This is a genomic window from Candidatus Baltobacteraceae bacterium (assembly GCA_036489885.1).
Classification (GTDB): domain Bacteria; phylum Vulcanimicrobiota; class Vulcanimicrobiia; order Vulcanimicrobiales; family Vulcanimicrobiaceae; genus JAFAMS01.
The window spans coordinates 707,629-728,665 of sequence record DASXEW010000003.1 but is presented as its reverse complement, the minus strand read 5'-3'; the positions used below and the strand labels follow the sequence as shown (position 1 = coordinate 728,665).

21 protein-coding genes are annotated in these 21,037 nt (G+C 60.5%); 10 read left to right on the top strand and 11 right to left on the bottom strand.

The genetic code is table 11. The features are described from left to right. Positions 1-73: 73 nt before the first annotated feature. Positions 74-1,084, top strand: a complete 1,011-nt coding sequence (locus tag VGG22_09460) for a hypothetical protein (protein HEY1728587.1) — start codon at positions 74-76, stop codon at positions 1,082-1,084. Here the strand turns inward: VGG22_09460 and VGG22_09455 are convergent. Then, positions 1,062-1,703, bottom strand: coding sequence for an NAD(P)-binding domain-containing protein (locus tag VGG22_09455; GenBank protein ID HEY1728586.1), 642 nt, complete (start codon positions 1,701-1,703; stop codon positions 1,062-1,064). The two genes, VGG22_09460 and VGG22_09455, sit on opposite strands and share 23 nt — an antisense overlap. Beyond that, positions 1,700-2,266: a hypothetical protein gene (locus tag VGG22_09450; protein HEY1728585.1), complete on the bottom strand. Its 567-nt coding sequence runs from the start codon at positions 2,264-2,266 to the stop codon at positions 1,700-1,702. The genes VGG22_09455 and VGG22_09450 overlap by 4 nt, the downstream gene beginning before the upstream one ends. 45 nt (positions 2,267-2,311) lie before the next feature. Here VGG22_09450 and VGG22_09445 point away from each other — a divergent pair, with 45 nt between their 5' ends. Beyond that, positions 2,312-2,812, top strand: coding sequence for a hypothetical protein (locus tag VGG22_09445; protein ID HEY1728584.1), 501 nt, complete (start codon positions 2,312-2,314; stop codon positions 2,810-2,812). Positions 2,813-2,911: 99 nt separating this feature from the next. Continuing rightward, positions 2,912-4,039 carry a DNA recombination protein RmuC gene (locus tag VGG22_09440; protein HEY1728583.1) on the top strand — a complete coding sequence of 376 codons (1,128 nt, stop codon included), beginning with the start codon at positions 2,912-2,914 and terminating at the stop codon, positions 4,037-4,039. 4 nt (positions 4,040-4,043) lie between these two features. Here the strand turns inward: VGG22_09440 and VGG22_09435 are convergent, their stop codons facing one another. Beyond that, positions 4,044-4,607 carry a peroxiredoxin gene (locus VGG22_09435; protein ID HEY1728582.1) on the bottom strand — a complete coding sequence of 188 codons (564 nt, stop codon included), beginning with the start codon at positions 4,605-4,607 and terminating at the stop codon, positions 4,044-4,046. A gap of 38 nt (positions 4,608-4,645) precedes the next feature. Further along, a complete protein-coding gene (locus VGG22_09430; protein ID HEY1728581.1) occupies positions 4,646-5,791 on the bottom strand; it encodes an acyl-CoA dehydrogenase family protein in 1,146 nt (381 codons plus the stop codon). Positions 5,792-5,920: 129 nt separating this feature from the next. Here VGG22_09430 and ftsE point away from each other — a divergent pair, with 129 nt between their 5' ends. From ftsE to VGG22_09400, 6 genes are all read left to right on the top strand, one after another. Beyond that, a complete protein-coding gene (ftsE, locus tag VGG22_09425; protein HEY1728580.1) occupies positions 5,921-6,631 on the top strand; it encodes a cell division ATP-binding protein FtsE in 711 nt (236 codons plus the stop codon). Then, complete coding sequence (ftsX, locus tag VGG22_09420) at positions 6,597-7,478, top strand: permease-like cell division protein FtsX (GenBank protein HEY1728579.1); 882 nt, start codon at positions 6,597-6,599, stop codon at positions 7,476-7,478. The genes ftsE and ftsX overlap by 35 nt, the downstream gene beginning before the upstream one ends. After that, on the top strand, positions 7,445-8,692 hold the full coding sequence (locus VGG22_09415) for a peptidoglycan DD-metalloendopeptidase family protein (protein ID HEY1728578.1): 1,248 nt from the start codon (positions 7,445-7,447) through the stop codon (positions 8,690-8,692). The genes ftsX and VGG22_09415 overlap by 34 nt, the downstream gene beginning before the upstream one ends. A gap of 102 nt (positions 8,693-8,794) precedes the next feature. After that, entirely contained in the window at positions 8,795-10,183 is a 1,389-nt protein-coding gene (locus VGG22_09410; GenBank protein ID HEY1728577.1) for a S41 family peptidase, read from the top strand. Continuing rightward, complete coding sequence (locus VGG22_09405; protein HEY1728576.1) at positions 10,180-11,553, top strand: S41 family peptidase; 1,374 nt, start codon at positions 10,180-10,182, stop codon at positions 11,551-11,553. The genes VGG22_09410 and VGG22_09405 overlap by 4 nt, the downstream gene beginning before the upstream one ends. A 22-nt stretch (positions 11,554-11,575) precedes the next feature. After that, positions 11,576-12,919, top strand: a complete 1,344-nt coding sequence (locus tag VGG22_09400; protein HEY1728575.1) for a S41 family peptidase — start codon at positions 11,576-11,578, stop codon at positions 12,917-12,919. On the opposite strand, the gene VGG22_09395 is transcribed toward VGG22_09400, so the two are convergent. From VGG22_09395 to VGG22_09370, 6 genes are read right to left on the bottom strand one after another with little or no spacing between them, the layout of a single operon-like run. Beyond that, entirely contained in the window at positions 12,916-13,689 is a 774-nt protein-coding gene (locus VGG22_09395) for a glucose 1-dehydrogenase (protein HEY1728574.1), read from the bottom strand. The genes VGG22_09400 and VGG22_09395 overlap by 4 nt on opposite strands. Further along, positions 13,679-14,887 (bottom strand): acyl-CoA dehydrogenase family protein, encoded by a 1,209-nt coding sequence (locus tag VGG22_09390; GenBank protein ID HEY1728573.1) that lies wholly within the window; start codon positions 14,885-14,887, stop codon positions 13,679-13,681. The genes VGG22_09395 and VGG22_09390 overlap by 11 nt, the downstream gene beginning before the upstream one ends. A 1-nt stretch (position 14,888) precedes the next feature. Then, complete coding sequence (locus VGG22_09385) at positions 14,889-15,608, bottom strand: ABC transporter ATP-binding protein (protein HEY1728572.1); 720 nt, start codon at positions 15,606-15,608, stop codon at positions 14,889-14,891. 1 nt (position 15,609) lies between these two features. Then, positions 15,610-16,317: an ABC transporter ATP-binding protein gene (locus tag VGG22_09380; protein ID HEY1728571.1), complete on the bottom strand. Its 708-nt coding sequence runs from the start codon at positions 16,315-16,317 to the stop codon at positions 15,610-15,612. Further along, entirely contained in the window at positions 16,314-17,252 is a 939-nt protein-coding gene (locus VGG22_09375) for a branched-chain amino acid ABC transporter permease (protein HEY1728570.1), read from the bottom strand. The genes VGG22_09380 and VGG22_09375 overlap by 4 nt, the downstream gene beginning before the upstream one ends. After that, the gene (locus VGG22_09370) at positions 17,249-18,214 is read right to left on the bottom strand and encodes a branched-chain amino acid ABC transporter permease (GenBank protein HEY1728569.1); all 966 of its coding nucleotides are present in this window, start codon (positions 18,212-18,214) and stop codon (positions 17,249-17,251) included. The genes VGG22_09375 and VGG22_09370 overlap by 4 nt, the downstream gene beginning before the upstream one ends. On the opposite strand from VGG22_09370, the gene VGG22_09365 reads away from it, so the two are divergent. Next, entirely contained in the window at positions 18,202-20,271 is a 2,070-nt protein-coding gene (locus tag VGG22_09365) for a 3-hydroxyacyl-CoA dehydrogenase NAD-binding domain-containing protein (GenBank protein ID HEY1728568.1), read from the top strand. The two genes, VGG22_09370 and VGG22_09365, sit on opposite strands and share 13 nt — an antisense overlap. Here VGG22_09365 and VGG22_09360 read toward each other — a convergent pair. Next, positions 20,268-21,026 carry an SDR family oxidoreductase gene (locus tag VGG22_09360; GenBank protein HEY1728567.1) on the bottom strand — a complete coding sequence of 253 codons (759 nt, stop codon included), beginning with the start codon at positions 21,024-21,026 and terminating at the stop codon, positions 20,268-20,270. The genes VGG22_09365 and VGG22_09360 overlap by 4 nt on opposite strands. Positions 21,027-21,037 lie beyond the last annotated feature (11 nt).

The window sequence follows — 21,037 nt, the reverse complement described above, 5'->3', positions numbered from 1 at the left end:
CGCACGCACGGCCGGGAAGTCAGCAGATATCCAACATCCACTTGATTCCCTCGCAGCCGCCCGCGATGCGGGGTTGCGTTACGTCGACGACACGCGGCCCGGCATCACCCGCAAACTGCGCGGCCGGCACTTTTCGTATTTCCATCCGGACGGCAAGCCGATCAAAGACAAGAGCGAGCTTGGCCGCATCAAAGCGCTTGCAATTCCACCTGCGTATCGTGACGTATGGGTCTGTCCGATTCCAAACGGCCACATTCAAGCCACGGCACGCGACGCGCGCGGACGCAAACAGTATCGCTACCACAAACGCTGGCGCGAAGTGCGGGATGAAGCGAAGTTCCACCGCATGGCCGCATTTGGCGCGGCGCTTCCGGCGATTCGCAAAGCGGTCGCGCGCGACTTCCGCACCAAAGGTCTGACACGCGAGAAGGTCTTGGCAGTCGCAGTCACGTTCCTCGAACGGACCGCGATCCGCGTCGGAAACGAAGAGTATCGCCGTTCCAACGGATCGTTCGGATTGACGACACTGCGCTCACGGCACGTGCGCGTTCGCGGTTCGACGATTCAGGTGAAGTTTCGCGGAAAGACCGGTAAGGAGCAGACCGTCGCGCTCGACGACGCGCGGCTCGCGAAGATCATACGGCGTTGCCGCGACCTCCCCGGCCAAGAGTTGTTCGAATATCAGGACGACGACGGCATGGTCCACGCCATTACATCGGAGGACGTGAACGCGTACATCCGCGAGATTTCGGGCGACGATTTTTCCGCCAAAGATTTTCGCACGTGGGTCGGGACGCTCGAATGCATCCGGAATCTCACGAAACCGGCCGAGGACGCTGCCCAGGCCAAACACAACGTGAAAGAAGCATTGGCGTGCGTCGCGTCGCAGCTCGGCAACACCATCGCCGTCTGCCGCAAAGCGTACGTGCATCCCGCCGTGCTCGACGTTTACAGCCGTTACCTGCGTTTACCGTCGACACCGCGCAGCGAACGGGCCGTGCTGAAGTTGATTGCGGCCTGTGAAAAGGCGCTCGATACGAAAACTCAGCTGAAGACGTCGCTTAGGCTTTTGAAAGCCACTTGAACGCGTGCTGCGCGTCACCCGTGCGAATCGTATACGAGAGCCATAGCATCGACATCGCTTCTAAATACCGCGACGCTTCGATCGTTCCGGCGTCGACGACCGCCCAGCCGAACGATTCCGCAATTTGCTCGACCGTGTTCTTGGCTTTGTCGTCGTTTCCGGCGACGAACATCGTCGGCGGACCGTTCGGAAACTTCGGATCCACGAAGTGCTCGTGCCCGATCGTATTGAACGATTTGACGACGCTCACGCCGGGCAGCCAACGTTGCACGGATTCACCAGCCGAATCGTTCCCGGACACCGAGAGCGTTGGAGCCTTTCCTTGCTCGAGCTTTAGCGGATTGGTGACGTCGATGAGCACCTTGCCGGCAATATTCGCCGTACCTGCCAACTCGATCGCGTCTTTTGCAACGGTGAACGCCGTCGCAAGCACAAGCAGCTCCCCTGCACGTGCCGTTTCCTCGAACGTTGCAGCGTGCAGTTTGTCCGGATGCTCGTGCACGAAATCCGTCAGCCTCTTCGGGTCGCGCGACGCGATCGTCACGATGTGTCCGCGAGAGACGAAAGCGCGCGCCAGCGCTTTGCCGACTTCGCCGCTGCCAAGTATACCTACGTTCATTGATTGAGCCTCTCTAATATGAAGTTTGCGATGAAATCGCCGAGCCGACGGTAGCGCGATGTTAGCCACGCGCGCTGCGCGGGACAGGTAAGCTCACCTAACTCGAGCACGAGCGTATTCGGATTCGGCTCGACGGTGCGGTAACCGTAATAGTGCGCAAGACCCTCGGTAAAATTGTCCGGCATGAACCGGAAAGGAAAGATGCGCGAATAGGCTGCGCGCCATGCACGCGCCGCCGCGGCGCTACCGCGTGGATAGCCAATCGACGCGCCGCTCGTGCAGGCCGGATCTGCCCCGTCGAGATGGATGAAGATCGCCGCGCGCACGCGGTAGTGCTCGCGATAGTCGGCTGGAACGCGAACGACTCGCAAACCGGCGGCCCGCAATCGGCGCGCGGCTTCGTCCGCAATCGTCGGAGTATTCTCGCGTTCGCCGACCGCGCCAAGATTGCACGCACGTTTTGGGAACAGCGCGCAACTCGCCGGCCGCCCTTGATGCCCGGCTTGAATCATCACGTCGGCGGTTTGCAATGTGGGGCTTACGGTTACAAGGAGGAGAGCCAAGAGAGGGGCCATCAAAGACCTACTATGAGCAATATACGCTTCGCTGTGACTGTAATCGTCGCGGCATTCCTCGCCACTGCCCTACCGGTCCTCGCGCAAATGGCACCGGGCGACACCGGCGCTGGAGTACAGCGCGGAGTTCAACAGCTTGATCAATCCGGGCAAGTCGGAACGGTAACGCTTTTCGGCCGAGGCTCGAGCACGCACGTCGTTCTCGGCATCCATGGCGAACCGGCAGGCCGGATCGAAGCTGCACATATCCATCGTGGTAAAGGCTGCGGACCCGGACAAATCGATCCGACCCCCGTCTATCCGCTCAATAATGTCGTTGGCGGACACAGTGCGACGTCGGTCAACGTGCCCGAAGACAAACTCCTATCCGGTAACTATGTCATCGTGATCCACGCTGGTCCGATGCCCGCCGAAGAACCGGGCATGATGGGCAAGAGCATGGGTTCGATGAAAGGCATGGGTTCGATGAAAGGCATGATGTCGAGTAAGGCCTCAGAAAAATACATGGCCTGCGGGTATCTCTACCGCTCGTAATCTCACTCGGTTCGTCCGAACGCGCGCGGCCGTCTTCATGACGGCCGCGTTTTCGTCGGTGCCAGCCGCATGGCACCCGCCGGGCGCAGCCTGGAGCCCATGACGCTGGTTTGGGGGCTCATATTTCTCGTCGTCGGCTTGGCCATCGGCGCCGTCGCCGCGTGGATCACGACACGCGCCGAGGTTCGCGTCGCACGCGAAGAGCTGTCCGCCGAACGTGCGGAGCGCCGTTCGGAAGCTACGGCCGGTATCGGCCGAATCGCAGCCGATCTTTCGACCCACCTCGACACCGTGCAAAAGCAGATCGGCGATCTCGAGAAGCAACGCGCTGCGGGCGAAGCTTCATTGAAGACGACGCTTGAGGGCCTGCACAGCAGCGACCAAGAGCTGCGAACTGCGCTCATCGCTGCGACGAGCGAAACCGCACGGCTCACCACGGCACTGAAAGACAATCGCGTGCGCGGACGTTGGGGCGAGCTCTCGCTGCGGCGGATCGTCGAGCTTTCCGGAATGGTCGAACATTGCGATTTCACCGAGCAGAAAATGGTCGACGGGAAGCGCCCCGATGCCATCATCCATCTGCCCGACAACATGACGATTCCGATCGACGCCAAGACGCCGCTCGACGACTATTACAAAGCACTCGAAGCGCAGGATCCCGCGGAGACGAAACGGCTGCTCGAAGCCAACGCCGGTGCACTCCGCGCGAAGGTTCGCGAGGTTGCGCGCCGCGATTATTCCGCTTCGAGCGATGCGCGCTTCACGATCGTCTACGTGCCGCTCGAGTCCGTACTCTCGGCGGCGCTCTCCGTCGATCCCAAGATTTTGGAAGACGCGCTGAGCGAAGGCGTGCACATCGCCAGCCCGATGACGCTGATCGCGACGCTGCGTGCGTTCGCTTATGGCTGGTCGTTGCACAAACAGCAACGCAACGCCGAAGACATTCTCGTCCACAGCCGCAAGCTCGTGGAGCGGCTCGGCGTCTTCGGCCGGACGTTTGCACAGGTCGGCAACGCGCTTGAGATGACCGTTAAACGCTGGAACGAAGCGGTCGGCTCGTTCGAAGGACGCCTCTCCGTGACGGCACGCGAGATCGCGCAACTTTCAGGAGAAACGGCCGAACAAGCCGAGCCCAAACCTGTTGAAAGCGCCGTGCGTCCGGTCGTCAAGACCGAGACGCTCGAGCTCTTTAGCGAAAACGTTCAGACGCACGCCATCGAGGCGTAGCGCCTTACATCGATTTGTGTTGAAGCTTCTCTAGCGCCGCGAGCGTGTTCGCGACGTGCTGACTCGGATCGAGCGAGCTATACTCGTAAACGATCTTGGCGTCGCGCGAGATCACGTACGAAACGCGATTTGCGTACAGGTTCTCCTTGAAATTGATCGTCGAGTCGTAGCTCTTCGCGATCGTCAGATCTGCATCCGAGGCAACCGGGAATTTGCTGCGGCACTCGTTCGTACCAAATTCTTTGAGCTTCGCGATGTCGTCTTTCGATACGCCGATGACCGTCGCACCGAGCGCTTTGTATTTGCCGATCGCATCGGCGAAATCGTGCGCTTCTTGCGTGCAGCCCTTGGTGAAGGCTGCCGGATAGAAGTACAGCACGACCGGCCCTTTCTTGAGCGCATCGGCCAGGCTGAACGTGAAGACCTTGTCGCCCAGCGTTGCTTGAGTGGTGAACATCGGCGCCCGCGCACCCTGCGAAAGTTCGGCGCGGGCGGGACGGTGTGTCAGGGCCAGGATGCCCAGCACAGCAATAGCGACGATGATGAAAACTGCAATGCGGCGTGCCATGTGTACTCCTTAAGTAAGAAGTATGAAGGAAGTCTGAATCACATCCCGATGTGACGCGCGATCACCAATCGCTGCACTTCGTTCGTACCCTCGCCGATCTCGTTGATCTTTTGATCCCGGTAGAATCGCGAAACCGGATATTCCTCCATAAATCCGTAGCCGCCGTGGATTTGAACGGCTTCGTTGACGACGCGGCGCGACATTTCCCCAGAATAGAGTTTCGCGAGACTCGCCGTCAGTTCAAAATCGCGGCCCGTGTCCTTTTCCCAGGCTGCGCGCATCACCATCAGTTTGCCGTGCTCTATCTCAGTGAGCATGTCGGCAAGCTTGAATTGGATCGCCTGAAACTTGGAAATCGATTTCCCGAATTGCTGACGCTCGCGCGAGTACTTGAGCGCTTCATCGTACGCGCCGATGGCAAGACCGACGGAAAGTGCTGCGATCGAGATGCGGCCGCCGTCCAAGATTGTCAAAAATTGCTGGAAGCCTTTGCCACGCTCACCGAGCAAGTTCGCTTCGGGGACTTTTGCGTCGACGAACGAGAGCTCGCGCGTATCGGACGCACGCCAGCCCATCTTCCGGTATTTCTTGGAACGGGTGAAGCCGGGGGTGCCCTGTGGGACCATGATATTGCTGATCTCGGGCTTTCCGTTACGCTCGCCGGTGATGGCGGTGATCGTTGTACCGCCCGTTATGTCGGTCCCGGAATTGGTGATGAAGGCCTTGGTCCCGTTGATCTTCCAGGAACCATTCTCAAGTATGGCGTGTGTCTGAGTCCCGCCGGCGTCGCTCCCGGCGCCCGGCTCGGTCAGCCCGAAGCCCCACAGCATCTTGCCCGCAGCCAACGGGATAAGGTAGCGCTGCTTCTGCTCTTCGGTCCCGAAAAGGTAAATCGGCGAGGCGCCCAGCGAGACGTGCGCCGCGAGCGTGATCGCGGTCGATGCGTCGACGCGTGCCAACTCCATGATCGCGAGCGCGTACGAGACCGTGTCCGCGCCCGCGCCGCCGTACTTCTCAGGGAACGGAAGTCCCATTAGGCCGAGCTCGGCCATCTTGCGCACGAGATCGTACGGAAATTCTTCGTCGCGATCCATCGCCTCGGCGCGCGGCGCAACCTCTTCGCGCGCAAAATCGCGGCACAGCGCTTGGATTGCTTTCTGTTCTTCGGTTAGGTCGAAATCCATCAGCCGGAGGTATCAGCCCCTACGGACCCAAAATCATTCCACAATGGCGCTTGTGCCCAGGAACTGCGCCTCCGACGCGCGCGTGGTTAATAGCCCGCAGCGGCTCTTTTGTGTAACGGCGGACCGAAATTGATTCGACTTCGCGGCGTTAGCCTCGTGTATCCGAACGGTGTCCGCGCTTTGGACAACGTGAGCCTGGAAATCGAAAAAGGCAGCTTCGTTTTTCTCATCGGCTCGTCGGGCATGGGAAAATCGAGCATCCTTCGTCTTATGTATCGCGAACGAACGCCGACTGATGGCGAAGTCCACGTCGACGGAATGCGCGTCGACACGATGAAGCGCTCGAAGATTCCGTATCTGCGCCGGAACGTCGGCGTCGTGTTCCAAGACTTCAAGCTGCTTACCGACAAAACGGTTTGGGAGAACGTCGCGTTCGCGCTGCGCGTCACCGGCGCGCGCTCGAAAGACGTTATGCGTCAGGTACCGCGCTCTCTCGAGCTGGTCGGTCTCTCGCACAAGAGCCGGATGTTCCCACACGAGCTTGCCGGCGGAGAACAACAGCGCACCGCAATCGCACGCGCGCTCGTCAACAATCCTAAGATCCTGCTCTGCGATGAGCCCACGGGAAACCTGGATCCGGCGACGACGAGCGAGATCATGGAATTGCTGCTGCGCATCAATCTCAAAGGCACGACGATCGTCGTAGCCACGCACAACCAGGGCGTCGTCGATAGGATGCGCCGCAGAGTCGTGCGCATCGAAAACGGCCGAATCGTCAGCGACGAAGAGCGGGGTTACTATTTCCTTGGATTGGGGCAGAGTTCAGTTCTTTCTGGGTGAGGTTCTTTCGAACTTCGCTCGCAGCAAGGGAATGCAGATCACTGCGATCGCGACGGTTGCCGTCACGATCTTCATGTTGGGATCATTCCTCTACGCGCGGGAGACGCTAAGCAAGCTCTCTTCCGGAATGTTGAGCCGAATCGAGATTTCGGTGTTCCTGGCCGATCGCGTCGAGGACAAGCAAGGGCGCGCAATGTCGGAAGTGATCGGTGCCGATCCGCGCGTATCAGCGGTCACGTACGTTCCGAAAACCGAAGGCCTGCGTCAACTGCAAGACCGTTTGCGCGGCCAGATCGACACATCGCTTTTGACCTCGAATCCATTGCCGAATGCGATTCGCGTACGCGTCAAGAATCCGGACTCCGTTCCGGCCGTTGCGCAAAGCATCCAGAAGATGCGTGATATCGCAAACGTCGAGTACGACCAAGCCACTGTCGCGAAAGTACTGCGGTTGACGGAGACAATCGCCAAGCTCGGCTTGATCATGATCGTCGTATTGATCTTTGCTGCGGCAGTCATCATCTCGAATACGATTCGTTTGACCGTTTTCGCGCGGCGCCGCGAGATCGCTATCATGCAGCTGGTCGGTGCGACCAATCTCTACATTCGTGCACCGTTCATGGCTGAGGGCTTCATCGCCGGAACGCTTGGTGCACTGGTTGCGGTCATCGTCCTGGCGGTTCTTCACGCCGAGTTGCTGCCAAAAGTGATGGTAACACTTTCATTCATTCCGTTCTCGACGGCGCACGTCGACGAGCTGCGTTTGATGTTCGAGCTGCTCGCGGCCGGTGCGGTCGTTGGCGTGATCGGCGCTTGGGTCTCGGTCAGCCGCTACTTGCGCGTGTGAAGAACCTGCGACGATACTTCGCGCTCGCATGCGCGCTCATGTTTACGTTCACGCCGCTGGCGGGTAATGCGGCACATTCGAACGTCGACGCCAAGATCAAGCAGCAGCGCCAGAAGCAGCAAGCCATCAACCAACAGCTGCAACAGAAGCGCGGCGAGCTCGACACAGCGCGATCGAAATACGTCTCGGCAACGCAAGAGCTGCAAGATACGAACCACAACATCACCGCCGCAAACAATCAGCTGGCGTTTCTACAAACGCAGATGCATTCAAACCAGCAGCGTATGAGCTGGAATCAGATTCAGCTGAACGCCGCGCAAACAACGCTGCAGCGCCACACCGATGCGCTCAACCGGCGTTTGGTCGACGCATACGAGCACGGTCAGCTCAGCTATCTCACGGTGCTGTTCAGTGCGACGTCGTTCTCGGATTTCGTCGAGCGCTGGGATGACATTCGCTTACTCGTCAAGGCTAATCAGAAGTCGCTGCGCGAGCGCAAAGCCGCCGAAGCCAAAGTCGCCGACGTCGAGCGGCAACTGGTCAGTACGCGCGAGCAGCTTGCGCAAAACCAAGGCGCCGTCGAGCAAACGCAAAACAAATTGACCGCGCTCGCGCAAGAGCGCATGCAGCTCGTGGCCGCAGCCGACTCGCAAAAACGTCAGGTCGCCCAAGAAGTCACGCAGCTCGAGGACATCTCCGAGCAAACCGAACTTGAAGTCGAAGCACTAATCCGTCAGAAGCAAGCCGAAGAGGCCGCGCGGCAGCAAGCCGCTCGCCGTGCGGCGTTGCTCTCGGGCCAACAGCCGCCGCCCCTCATCGGGGCTCCCGGCGCCCTCTCGTGGCCGGTCTCGGGCCGTATCAGCTCGCCTTTCGGGATGCGCACCAACCCCGTCAGCGGGCGATTCTTGATGCACACCGGCATCGACATCGCCGCCGAAATGGGGACGACGATCGTCGCGCCGGCCGACGGCAAGGTGATCTCGGCCGGCTGGAATGACGGCGGCTACGGCAACATGATCATCCTGGACAACGGTGGCCCGATGTCGACCCTGTTCGGGCATCTCTCGCAGATTTTCGTGGCGCCGGATCAAGAGGTCAAACGCGGCCAAGCGATCGGCGCCGTCGGCTCGACCGGCGAATCGACCGGGCCACATTTGCACTTCGAGGTCCGCATCGACGGCAAGCCTGTCGACCCCATGTCATATCTGCATTAAGCCTGGACCCAGAGAACTGCGGTAAGACTGAAATCGGGGTAGGCTTGTCTAAAGACTAAGACCCCCGCTCGCCGCTTCCTTACTAGAGGACCAAGTACTACGGTGTCGTTTCGAATCCGCGCTATCATCGCGGGATTGGTAATTCTCGTCGCCACGTTTGGTGCAGCGGCGTACGTATCGAATGCACAAGCACGCGCGGGCATGACGGTCGCCCTCGGCGAGCCGACGCTGATGCTTGGGAACTTCGATTCGCTCGGAATCATCGATCAGACGTACACGCGGGTTGAAGACGTCTTCTATCGTCCGGTCGATTTGCAAGTATTGCTCAACGGCAGCCGGACGGGGATCAACGCATACCTCAAGGCGCGCAAAGAACCGTTCAAGGCGCCTGCGCTGACGAGTACCGGCTCGCGTTCGGGCGATTCGGCGCTCGTACGCAAGGAAGTCGTCGAGCTGGCTGCCCGCGACACGAAGCTCAGTCAGGACGACTTGAGCCGCGCGGCGATCGCGGGAATGCTGAACGGACTCGACGACCCGTACACCGTCTATCTGACAACCAGCCAAATGCGCGCACTCAACGAAGAATTGGAAGGCGGCGATTTCGGCGGCATCGGCGTCTACATCGTTCAAGATCCGCGCACGCACGACACGCTCGTCTCGCCGATCCCCGACAATCCGGCGATTGCGGCCGGCGTCAAACCGGGCGACGTCGTTCTCGCCGTCGATGGAGTCAGCGCGCACAATCAGCCGCTTGACACGATCGAGCATCGCATTCGCGGACAAGTTGGAACGCGTGTCGTTCTGCTGCTCCAGAATCCGAAGGATCACGGGAAGCGCTCGGTTACGATCACGCGTGCGCGCGTGCATGTCCCCTCGGCCGTCGCGAAGATGGACCATGGCATCGACTACATCCGTCTTGCCGATTTCGGAACGACGTCTTACGACGAGGTTCGCAAAGCGTTGCTCGATGGACGCGCACATGATGCCAAGGGCTACGTCCTCGATCTGCGCGCCAACGGCGGTGGGTTGCTCGACGCAGCCGTGCAGATTTCCAGCCTGTTCATTCAGAGCGGAACCATCGTCGCGACGATCGATCGCGAAGGCGATCGCGATGCGCGCTCGGCACTCGGCGTCTCGGTGGCCGCAGCGCCGCTCGTCGTGCTGGTCGACAAATACACGGCCAGCGCCGCGGAGATCACCGCGGGCGCGATTCAAGATTATCGCGTCGGCACGCTCGTTGGGACGAAGACGTTCGGTAAGGGCGTCGTGCAAAGCATTTACAATCTGCCGGATCACTCTGCGCTAAAGATCACGACCGCACGTTACACGACACCGCTCGGCCGCGACATCAATAAGAAGGGCATCACGCCCGACATCGTCGTGCCGGATCCCACGACCAAAGGGCTTCCCGATCTGCGCAAGTTCGGAACGGCAAGCGATAAGGTCTATACGAAAGCTCGCGCCCTCATCGCCAAACAGGATTCACTATGAAGACCGTCGCCGCACGCGTTCTTACGATTCTGACCGCGGCCGCGGTTTTGATCCTCGCCCAATTTTCACCGCCGCCGCTCGCGGCGACGCCGGCGTCCGGACTGACGCCGGTTCAGTTGTATGAGCTGCGCATGAGCTATCTGCGGCTCTCGGAAGATTTCTATCAGAAGATCGACACGCAGGCACTCCTCGACGGAGCGTATCAGAAGCTTTCGGACGATCTCGAACATCAGGGCGTCGCGCGCACGTCGTTCCACAAGCCGCACGCCGCCAATAACGATCGCAGCGACCGCAACGCATTCGTCGATGAGGCACAGAGCGCGTACGCGTTGGCCGGTTCGAAGCTTTCCGGAACGCAAATCACGTATGACGCGATCTCCGGACTCTTCGGCGCCGTCAAAGACCGCTACACCGTCTTTTTGAATCCTAAAGAATATGCCGCAATGGAGCAGGGTCTCACCGGCGGCGATGGGTTTGGCGGTGTCGGCCTCGTAATCGGTTTGGAAGCGGCGGGTGCAAGGCGTGCAACGGTCGAGTGGGTCGCACAAGGCGGTCCGGCCGATCGGGCCGGGATTCAGTCCGGTGACGTGATTGCGACGATTAACGGAACGGCAACGGACGGCCTACAGCTCAAGCAAGTCTCCTCACTGCTGCGCGGCGATCCCGGAACCGTTGTGCGATTGGGCATCGAACGCAGCGGCGAATCGATCGGCGAGCCGCTCTCGATCACGCGCCGCGAGATTCACACGCCGTCGGTGTACGCGAAGATGCTCTCCAATAAAGTTGCATTCATCGCGATCACGATCTTCGGTCAGACGACGGCCGATGAGCTCGGCGACGCACTTTCGAAATTTGAGAAGAGCGGCGCGCAAGCCTATATTCTCGATCTGCGCGACAACGGCGGCGGATATCTGGACTCAGCCATCGACGTCAGCTCGAAGTTCATATCAACCGGCCCGATCGTGAAAGTCACCGAGCGAGCGGGTAACTATAAGCAGTATGACGCGGACAACGACGCAATCAGTCCCAAGCCGTTGGTTGTTCTGGTGAACGGTAATACCGCTTCGGCGTCTGAGATCACCTCAGGTGCGATTCAGGATCGCGGAGTTGGAACGTTGATCGGAACACGGACGTTTGGTAAGGGCGTCGTCCAGTCGATCTACCCGCTTCCTGATGGATCCGCCATCAAGATCACGACCGCGCGTTATTATACGCCGCGCGGTCGCGATATCAATTCGGTCGGAATTCAGCCCGATATCCTCGCCGAGGAAAACACGTCGCCGATTCCGGGCGATCCAAGTAAGGACGCGCAACTTCAAACCGCGCTCACGTTTCTTTCGCAGAAAGTGGCGCGTAGCGCTTCACGCTAGGAATTAGAGGTCCCCGGGTCCCATGTTTCGTCGAATCGCCGTTCCGGCGCTCGCCATCGCCCTCGCATCTTCGAACCTACCGCACTCCGCGAGTGCGGCATCCGGCCTCACCGCGCTGCAGCGCGACGAGTTGAGCTACAGCTACCGCCAGCTCGTCACCCAATACTATAAAGACGTCGACGCGCAACGCGCGCTCGACACCGCGCGCGGTCACATTATCGCACTGCTGAAGCACGACGGTGTCAAGAAACCGATGTTGCCGGCACTGCATGCGACGAACAACCCGACGAGTGACGTGCGCGCTCTGACGAGCAACGTCAACATTGCCGTGACGAAGTACGGCTCGAAAGCAGCCGCGAGCCAGATCACCTATGCGGCAATTGCGGGTCTGCTCAGCTCGACGGGCGATCGTTATACGACGTTCCTGAGCCCGAAAGAATACGCCGAACTCAACGCCGGTTTGGACGCGCAAGCCTTTGGCGGCGTCGGCCTCTCGATTGGTATCGACGACGCGACCAAACAGCTCAAGGTCGAATCAGTGATCGAGGGCGGTCCGGCCGAGAAGGTTGGAATTCAGGCTGACGACATGGTCGTGTCGATCGATGGCAAGCCGACCAAAGGCAAGAGCCTTGATGACGATTCAAAGATGCTGCGCGGCAAACCGGGTACGCTCGTACACCTGACGATTCTCCGCGACGGCAAACCGTTGCCGCTGATGACGCTGACGCGTGCAGAGATCAAACCCCCGAGCGTAACGGCGAAATTGCTCGACGGCGATATCGGATACGCGCGGCTCGCCGTGTTCGGTGCGACAACTTCCGACGAACTCGGTGCGGCGCTCAAGAAACTCAATGCGCAAGGCGCGAAGGCATACGTTCTCGACCTGCGCGACAACGGAGGCGGATACCTGAATTCGGCGATCGACGTCAGCTCGCAATTCATCTCGACCGGACCGATCGTATCGGTCGCGGAACGCTCGGGCTCGACGCGCGAATACGATGCCGACGACGTCGCTACGGCACCCAAGCCACTCGTCGTGCTCGTCAACAAGTACACGGCTTCAGCTTCCGAGATCACCTCGGGTGCGATTCAGGATGACGGCGTCGGGACGTTGATCGGAACCAAGACGTTTGGTAAGGGCGTCGTGCAGACGATCTTCCCGCTTCCCGACGGCGCAGCCGTGAAAATCACGACCGCGCGTTATCTGACGCCCTCAGGCCGCGATATCAATCATCTCGGCATCATGCCGAATGTGTTCGTCGCCGAAGCCAAAGACGCCAAGCTGGGCGATCCGACCAACGACACGCAGCTGAGCACGGCGATCTCGGTCTTACACCAAAAGCTCGCCGACAATTCGAACGGCTAGGTCCAGCCGCCGAAAGCTGTCCACCCTCCGTCAACCAGCAGCGTCGTCGCGTTGATGTACGACGCTGCGGGTGAGGCCAGAAACGCGACGGCATTGGCCACTTCTTCGAGCGTTGCCAGGCGCCCGACGGGGCTGCGCTTTTCGATATCGGCCTTGTTGAAGCGACCCGAACGCATCGCTTCCTCGACGAGCGCCGTCGCAACATACCCGGGATTGACGGAGACGACGCGCACCCCGCGGCGCCCCCATTCGATGCCGAGCGTTCGCGTGATGCCGTCGACGCCGTGCTTGCTCGCAGCATACGCGAGCCGCCCGGGCAGGCTGATGTGCGAAAGCATCGAGGATACGTTGACGATCACGCCTTCGCCGCGCTCGAGCATAATGCGTCCGGCAGCTTGCGCGCACAAGAACGGTCCCGTGAGATTGACGCCGATGATCCGCTCCCAATCCTCGTACGCTAGTTGCTCGGATGGTTTTACGACGATCTGACCGGCATTGTTGACGAGAATGTCGAGCGTACCGTGGTCTTTGAGCGTACGCTCGAAGACGCGCGCGACACCCTCGGGTTTCGAGACGTCACCGCCGGCCGGCGTTGCCGTGATGCCTTCGCCGTTCAGCGCATCGGCGGTTTTTTGTGCACGCTCGTCACTGCGCGAATTGACGACGACCGTCGCGCCGAGTTCTCCGAGCCGGCGCGCGACCGAAAGCCCAATTCCCGCGCTCGATCCCGTGACGAGGGCGATCTGACCGTCGAGACGGCTAGGATCCATGTTTGCGCAGCTCGATACGCGCGATCGCGCGCCGGTGAACTTCATCGGGTCCATCGAAGATGCGCAGGGCACGCGCGTGCGCATATGCGCGCGCCAAAAAGAAATCTTGCGAGACTCCCGCGCCACCATGGGCTTGGATCGCGCGATCGAGCACGGCGGTCAGCATCTTGGGCGCGACGACCTTGATCATCGCGATCTCAGCTTGCGCGGCTTTGTTGCCGGCCGTATCCATCATGTCCGCGGCCTTCATCGTCAAGAGCCGGGCTTGGTCGATCTCGATGCGCGAATCCGCAATCCATTCGCGAATCACGCCGTGCTCGGCGAGCTTCTTCCCGAACGTCGAGCGCGTCTTGACGCGTGCACACATGGCTTCGAGTGCACGCTCCGCCATTCCGATCGCGCGCATGCAGTGGTGAATGCGTCCGGGACCGAGGCGGCCTTGTGCGATCTCGAAACCGCGGCCCTCGCCAAGCAAGACGTTGCTCGCGGGAACCCGCACGTTCGTGAAGCTGACTTCCGCATGGCCGTGCGGTGCGTCATCGTATCCGAAGACGGACAGTGAGCGCAGCACTTTGACACCCGGCGTATCGAGCGGCACCAAGACCATCGATTGCTGAAGATGCGTCTCGGCTTTCGGATTTGTCTTGCCCATGAAGATCAATATCTTGCAGCGCGGATCTGCAGCGCCCGAAGTCCACCATTTACGGCCGTTGATCACGTAATCGTCGCTGTCGCGCTCGATGCTCGATTTGATATTGGTGGCGTCGGACGAGGCAACGTCGGGTTCGGTCATCGCGATGCCGGAACGAATCTCACCGCGCAGCAGCGGCTCGAGCCAGCGTTTCTTCTGGTCCGCATCGCCGTACCGAACGAGCGTCTCCATGTTTCCGGTGTCGGGCGCAGAGCAATTGAAGACCTCGGGCCCGACGAACGAATGCCCCATGATCTCACATAGCGGTGCGTATTCGGCGTTTGTAAGTCCGGCGCCGTACTCGCTTTCCGGCAGGAACAGATTCCAGAGACCCGCCTTGCGCGCTTTGGCCTTCATCTCTTCCAAGACGGGTGGAACTTCCCAGCGTGATGACGCGCGATCGAGATCGGCTTCGAATTGCTCTTCACCCGGATAGACGACGTCGGCCATGAACTTGAGGAGCGTTCCGCGCAGCTCGGCAGCACGCGGATTCGGCGGTGCGATCATCTCAGTGGCCTAGGTACGATTTGCGCACGCGATCATCCCGCGCCAGCACGCCCGAGGGACCTTCGGCGGCAACGCGCCCCGTTTCAAGCACGTACACGTGCGAGGCGGTGGCAAAAGCCATGGCTGCATTTTGTTCCGCCAGCAAGATCGTGACGTTTTCTTCGCGGTTGATCGTACGCAGCAAGGCAAAGATTTCCTCAACTATGCGTGGCGCGAGTCCGAGCGATGGTTCGTCGAGCAGCATCAGCTTCGGCTTCATCATGAGCGCTCGTGCGATCGCGAGCATCTGCTGTTCGCCGCCGCTCAGCGTGCCGGCTTGCTGCTTGGTGCGCTCCTCGATCCACGGAAAATACGAAACGACTCGCGCATAGCGTTCTTTCGCGCGCGCGGTATCAAGCAAATATCCGCCCAGAGCCAGATTCTCACGGACCGAAAGCTCGGAAAGCGTCCCGCGCCCTTCGGGGACGTGCGCGACGCCGAGACGCGCGATATCCTCCGTCATGCGTTGCTCGATCGACGTTCCATCAAATGCAATCAAGCCGGAGCGCTTGACCATGCCGGTGATCGCACGTAAGCAGGTCGTTTTCCCCGCACCGTTTGCCCCAAGAAGCGCGACGATCGCGCCCGGCTCGACTGCGAACGAAACGTCGCGAAGCGCTTCGATCTCACCATAACGGGCGCGAAGGTTGCGAACTTCGAGCAGGGCCTGGGTCGCGACCACGTCAGCAGCCCCCGCCGAGGTACGCGTCGATGACTTCGCGGTTGCTTGCGATCTCCGCCGGATCTCCGTCGGCCAGCTTCTTGCCCGAACACAAGACGATGATGCGATCGCAGATCCCCATCACGAGCTGCATCTGGTGCTCGACCATCAGGATCGTCGTGTTGAAATCCCGGCGAACTCGCTTGATCGTATCGCCGAGGACCCCGATCTCTTCGAATCCGAAACCGGCCGCGGGTTCGTCCAGCAGCAAGAGCTGCGGCTTCGCTGCGAGCGCCCGAGCTAATTCGACGTTCTTGCGCGCACCGAAGGACAGGCTGCTCACCGGCCGGTTCACCACGTCGCTGAGTCCAACGTAGTCGAGCATCTCGCGCGCATGGCGCGCCCCGCCGCGCGCTCCGACTTGCACGTTGTCGAGCACACTCATCGAGCCGAAAAGCTCCAGATTCTGAAACGTGCGGGCAATGCCGCGTTCGAGGACTTTGTGCGCGGGCACGCGCGAGATGTCTTCACCATTGAAGACAATCGTGCCGGACGCTGGCTGGTACAGGCGCGTAATGCAATTGAAGCACGTCGTTTTTCCGGCACCATTGGGTCCGATCAAACCCGTAATTTGCCCCGGTACGACGTCGAACGTCACGTTGGAAAGCGCCGCGATGCCGCCGAAGCTTATCGTAAGGTTCTCCGCCGAAAGTATGCTGCCGTTGTTCACGAGCGCGCCGCCTTGATGCGCATGAGCGCGCCCGCAATGCCGATCGGCATGAACATCATAATGGCGACCTCCGCTATCCCGTAGACGACCGATGACAGCGCGGGATTGACGCGTTGCGCCCAAAGCGGCAAGAACTCGATCGCAATACCACCGATCACGGCACCCCACATAAGATCCAGACCCCCCATCACCGCGCCCGCGAGCAGCGTCAATGAAAGAGGAATGCCGTAGACGTCGGGGCTGACGTACGCGGTGACGACGGCGAGCAGCGCTCCCGCGACACCGGCGTAGGCCGCGCTCCATCCGAACGCGAGCGCTTTATAGAACACCGGATTTACGCCGAATGCGATCGCGGCAATCTCGCTGTCGCGAATCGCGCGGAGCGCGCGACCGACGCGACCATGCAGCCCGGCGTACGCGATCGCGAACAGCACGGCTGCGATTCCCCACGTCAGGTAGTAGAACCACGTTTCGTTCGAAATCAGGTGCTGCAGCGCTTGTGGAGCATGGGCCGAGGGCATCGAGATTCCCTGAACGCCGCCGGTAAGATGTTTGAAGCGTTTGAGCAAGGGTGACACGGATGCGGCGAGCGCGAACGTCGCGAGCGCGAGATATACGCTTTCCAAACGAAGAGCGACCGCACCGAGCGCGATACCGAATAGACCGCACACGAGCGCCGCAATCGGTATCGAGAACATATATGGGAGCCCGAGGCTTTGCAGCAGGACTGCGACCGTATAGCCTCCGACGCCGACAAACGCTCCGTGACCGAGCGAGATCTGGCCGCTGTTGCCGATCAGGATTACGAGACCGAGAATCGCGATCGCATACGCGCCGACATACGTAAACTCGAACGTCATGAAGGCGGGTATCATCCAGGGCAGCACCACGACGAGCACCGCAAAGGCGCTCGTGACGATCAGACGCAGATTCATACGCGTCTTTGCCGTACGTGTCCGAACAGCCCGGAAGGACGAAAGAGCAGCACGACGATGATGATGCCGAACGCAACCGGGAGGCGCAAATCAGTACCGATGAAGTCGACGTACGCGCCGAGAAGCGCAAGCGCGACTCCCAAAAGCAAACCGCCGACGACGGCGCCGAGTGGGCTCTCGATCCCTCCGAGCACAGCCGCGGCAAACGCGTACACGATGATGCCTTGCATCATGTTCGGATCGAGAAATACGACCGGTGCGACCATCACTCCGGAGATTGCGCCGACGACCGATGCGAGACCCCAGCCGAGCGCCATCATCCAGCTGACGCGAATCCCGACCAGACGGCTTTGCTCCGGATAGAGTGAGGAGGCGCGCAAAGCCAAGCCGAGCTTGGTACGCGAAAAGAGCAAATAGATCAAGAGCAGCGTTCCGAGCGAAACGCCGATAACACCCAAATCCTGGGCGGAAAAAGCGACGCCGCCGACTTGGATCGGTGTCGACGGAAACGGACTCGGGAACGACTTGACGACGTAACCCCACGTCCAGCCGGCCAGGCCGTTGAACGTAATCAAGAGCCCGAGCGTGACGATAACGATCGTTAGCGGCGGCGCGCTTTCGACCGGACGAATGATGACGCGTTCGAGCAACACTGCGCCTAAGAACGCGATGACGATCGTTAGCAGAACCGCAGCCCAAATTGGGAAACCATGCTCCATGAACTGCCACGCGATGAAGGTCGTGAACATCGCCATCTCGCCTTGTGCGAAATTGATTACGTTCATCGAACGATAGATCAACACCAAGGCCAGAGCCATGCTCGCGAAGATAGAGCCGGTGGCTAGACCGCTGACAACTTGCTGCGCCAGTTCCTGCAAGGCCGCCGTCCCCTCAGCGCGAAGATGCTTTGCCTTTTCCCTTCTGAAAACCGGAAGCGAGTTTCCTGCGCATGATGACCGCACGAACGCGGCTCGATCTCACAAACGGGATCGCAGTAATCACGATCGATAGTCCTCCGGTGAATGCCCTCGGCGCCGAAGTTGTCGCCGAAATAGCTGCGCACGTCGATTCCATTTTGGCAAATGACGATATCGTTGCCGGCGTTCTGTGCGGCGCGAACGGCATCTTCAGCGGCGGCGCCGACATCCACGGTTTCGGCAAACCGACGCCGAGCGGTCCGACGTTGCGTGACGTCCAGACGGCCATCGATCGCGGCTCGAAGGTCTTTGTTGCGGCGCTGGAAGGCATTGCGTTCGGCGGTGGACTCGAGCTTTCGCAAGCATGTGACTACCGCGTCGCGCACAGAGCTACACGCGTTGGTCAACCCGAGATCAAATTAGGACTCTTGCCGGGAGCCGGAGGAACCCAGCGTCTTCCACGCTTGATCGGGCTCGACGTTGCGCTCGAAATGGATGTAAGCGGTGAGCCGCTCTCCGCGCAACGCGCACACGAACTTGGACTGATCGACGAGCTCGTCGACGGAAACGTCGTCGACGCCGCCGTGGCGTTCGCCCGCGCACATGTTGCACGCGGACGGCGCCGAGCACGCGATCTCGATGTTCGTGGTGAGGGAAGCGCAATCGAAGCCGCTCGCAAACGCGCCCAACCAGCGCAGCGAGGTGGTCTCGCCGCGCACTACACGATCGACGCACTCGAAGGCGCGCTCAAGCTTCCGTTCGACGACGCGCTCAAGAACGAGCGCGCGCTTTTCGAGACGCTGCGCCAATCCGAACAGTCCAAAGCGCGCATTCACGTCTTCTTCGCAGAGCGCGAAGCTGCGAAGGTCCCGGGCGTTCCGCGTTCGAGCTACAAAGCCAAGACGGCGGCCGTCATCGGCAGCGGAACGATGGGCGGCGGGATCTCGATGGCGCTTGCCAACGGCGGCACCGACGTCACCATCATCGATCTCGACGAAGCACTCGTTGCGCGCGCCAAGGATATAATCACGCGTAACTACGAGGCGACGTTCAAAAAGGGCCGTCTCCCGGAAGACGAGATGAAACGCCGTCTCGGACGGTTGCACTTTGCGACCTCTCTCGATGCGGTATCCGATGTCGACTTGATCATCGAAGCCGTCTTCGAAGAGATGGACGTCAAGAAAGACGTCTTCCGTAAGATCGACAAGCTCGCGCGCAAGGATGCGATTCTCGCGACGAACACGTCGACGCTCGACATCGACGCGATCGCATCGGTAACGACTCGACCCGAGCGCGTCATCGGCACGCACTTCTTCAGCCCCGCCAATGTGATGAGGCTGCTTGAGATCGTTCGCGGTGCGAAGACCTCACCGGAGCTGATCGGCGATGCGCTCTCGCTTGCAAAACAGCTCGGAAAAGTCGGCGTCGTTTCGGGCAACTGCGACGGATTCATCGGCAATCGTATGCTCGCGCATTACCGCCGTGAAGGCGATTTTCTGCTCGAAGAAGGCGCGACGCCGCAGCAGATCGACCGCGTCATCCGCGAATTCGGTTTCCCAATGGGTCCGTACGCGATGGTCGATCTGGCCGGACTCGACATCAGTTGGCGCGTGCGCAAGCGCCGCAACGCAGAACGCCCGCCGCTGGGACGTTATTCGAAAGTGCAAGACCGTCTGTGCGAGCTCGGCCGCTTCGGGCAAAAGACGGGGTCGGGTTTCTACAAGTACGAAAGCGGCAATCGCGCGCCCGTCCCCGATCCCGAAGTCGAGGCGCTGATTCGCGCAACTGCGCGTGAAGCCGGCATCACGCAGCGCGAGATCTCCGACGACGAGATTCGCAAGCGCTGCATCTATGCGCTCGTCAACGAGGGCTGCAACGTTCTTGCCGACGGCATTGCGATTCGGGCCGGTGACGTCGACGTCGTGTGGGTATACGGCTACGCGTTTCCAGCCTGGCGCGGCGGCCCGCTGCGCTATGCGCAGAGCGTCGGTCTCCGCGCGGTTTACGAGGACATCCTGGCGTTTCAAAAGGCGCACGGCGTCTATTGGACGCCCTCGCCACTGCTCGAAAAGCTCGCGACGAACGCCGGAACGTTTACTTAACCGGCGATCGTGACTCCGCCGTCGACGACGATCACTTGCCCCGTTACGAACGCGCCCGCGCGTGACGCAAGGAAGATCGCAGCGCCGGCAATGTCATCCGGTTCACCGATACGGCCGAGCGGGTAACGCGCGATCGCATCGTTGTACGTATCGGGATTCTCCCAAAGCGCGCGTGCGAAATCGGTACGCACGATCGACGGCGCGATCGCGTTGACGCGCACGTTGGCGCGGCCCCATTCGACCGCGAGATTACGTACCAGTTCGATCTCGGCGGCTTTGGAGATTCCGTAAGCACCGAGCATCGCATTGCCTTTGAGTCCCGCGATGCTCGAGATGACGACGACCGCGCCGTCCTTGCGCTCGGCCATTTGCGGGATCACCATGTTGCACAGCCACAAATTGCTGCGCACGTTCGAGGCCATAATCTTGTCGAACGCGGAATCCTCGATGGTGCGCAGCGGACCAAAGTGCGGGTTGATCGCTGCGTTGCAGACCAGGATATCGATCTTGCCCCATCTTGCAATGGTGCGGTCGACCAGTTTCTGCAGCGCCTCACGATCGCCGATGTTGGCCGCAATCGCGAGCGCACTTCCGCCCGCTTTCGTAATCGAATCGGCCACTTGAACGCACGCATCTTCTTTGCGGCTCGAGATGACGACGTTCGCGCCGAACTCAGCCATCCGCTGCGCGATAGCCAGACCGATACCGCGTGTCGAGCCGGTGATGACGGCGACACGGCCGTGCAGATCGAACACTCGGCCGTAGT

What these genes read in the sequence shown, in the direction of transcription:
- VGG22_09455 (HEY1728586.1), bottom strand. Translation starts at nt 1,703, where the DNA reads ATGAACGTAGGTATACTTGGCAGCGGCGAAGTCGGCAAAGCGCTGGCG.
- VGG22_09440 (HEY1728583.1), top strand. Translation starts at nt 2,912, where the DNA reads ATGACGCTGGTTTGGGGGCTCATATTTCTCGTCGTCGGCTTGGCCATC.
- VGG22_09435 (HEY1728582.1), bottom strand. Translation starts at nt 4,607, where the DNA reads ATGGCACGCCGCATTGCAGTTTTCATCATCGTCGCTATTGCTGTGCTG.
- VGG22_09430 (HEY1728581.1), bottom strand. Translation starts at nt 5,791, where the DNA reads ATGGATTTCGACCTAACCGAAGAACAGAAAGCAATCCAAGCGCTGTGC.
- VGG22_09405 (HEY1728576.1), top strand. Translation starts at nt 10,180, where the DNA reads ATGAAGACCGTCGCCGCACGCGTTCTTACGATTCTGACCGCGGCCGCG.
- VGG22_09400 (HEY1728575.1), top strand. Translation starts at nt 11,576, where the DNA reads ATGTTTCGTCGAATCGCCGTTCCGGCGCTCGCCATCGCCCTCGCATCT.
- VGG22_09395 (HEY1728574.1), bottom strand. Translation starts at nt 13,689, where the DNA reads ATGGATCCTAGCCGTCTCGACGGTCAGATCGCCCTCGTCACGGGATCG.
- VGG22_09390 (HEY1728573.1), bottom strand. Translation starts at nt 14,887, where the DNA reads ATGATCGCACCGCCGAATCCGCGTGCTGCCGAGCTGCGCGGAACGCTC.
- VGG22_09375 (HEY1728570.1), bottom strand. Translation starts at nt 17,252, where the DNA reads ATGAATCTGCGTCTGATCGTCACGAGCGCCTTTGCGGTGCTCGTCGTG.
- VGG22_09365 (HEY1728568.1), top strand. Translation starts at nt 18,202, where the DNA reads ATGATGACCGCACGAACGCGGCTCGATCTCACAAACGGGATCGCAGTA.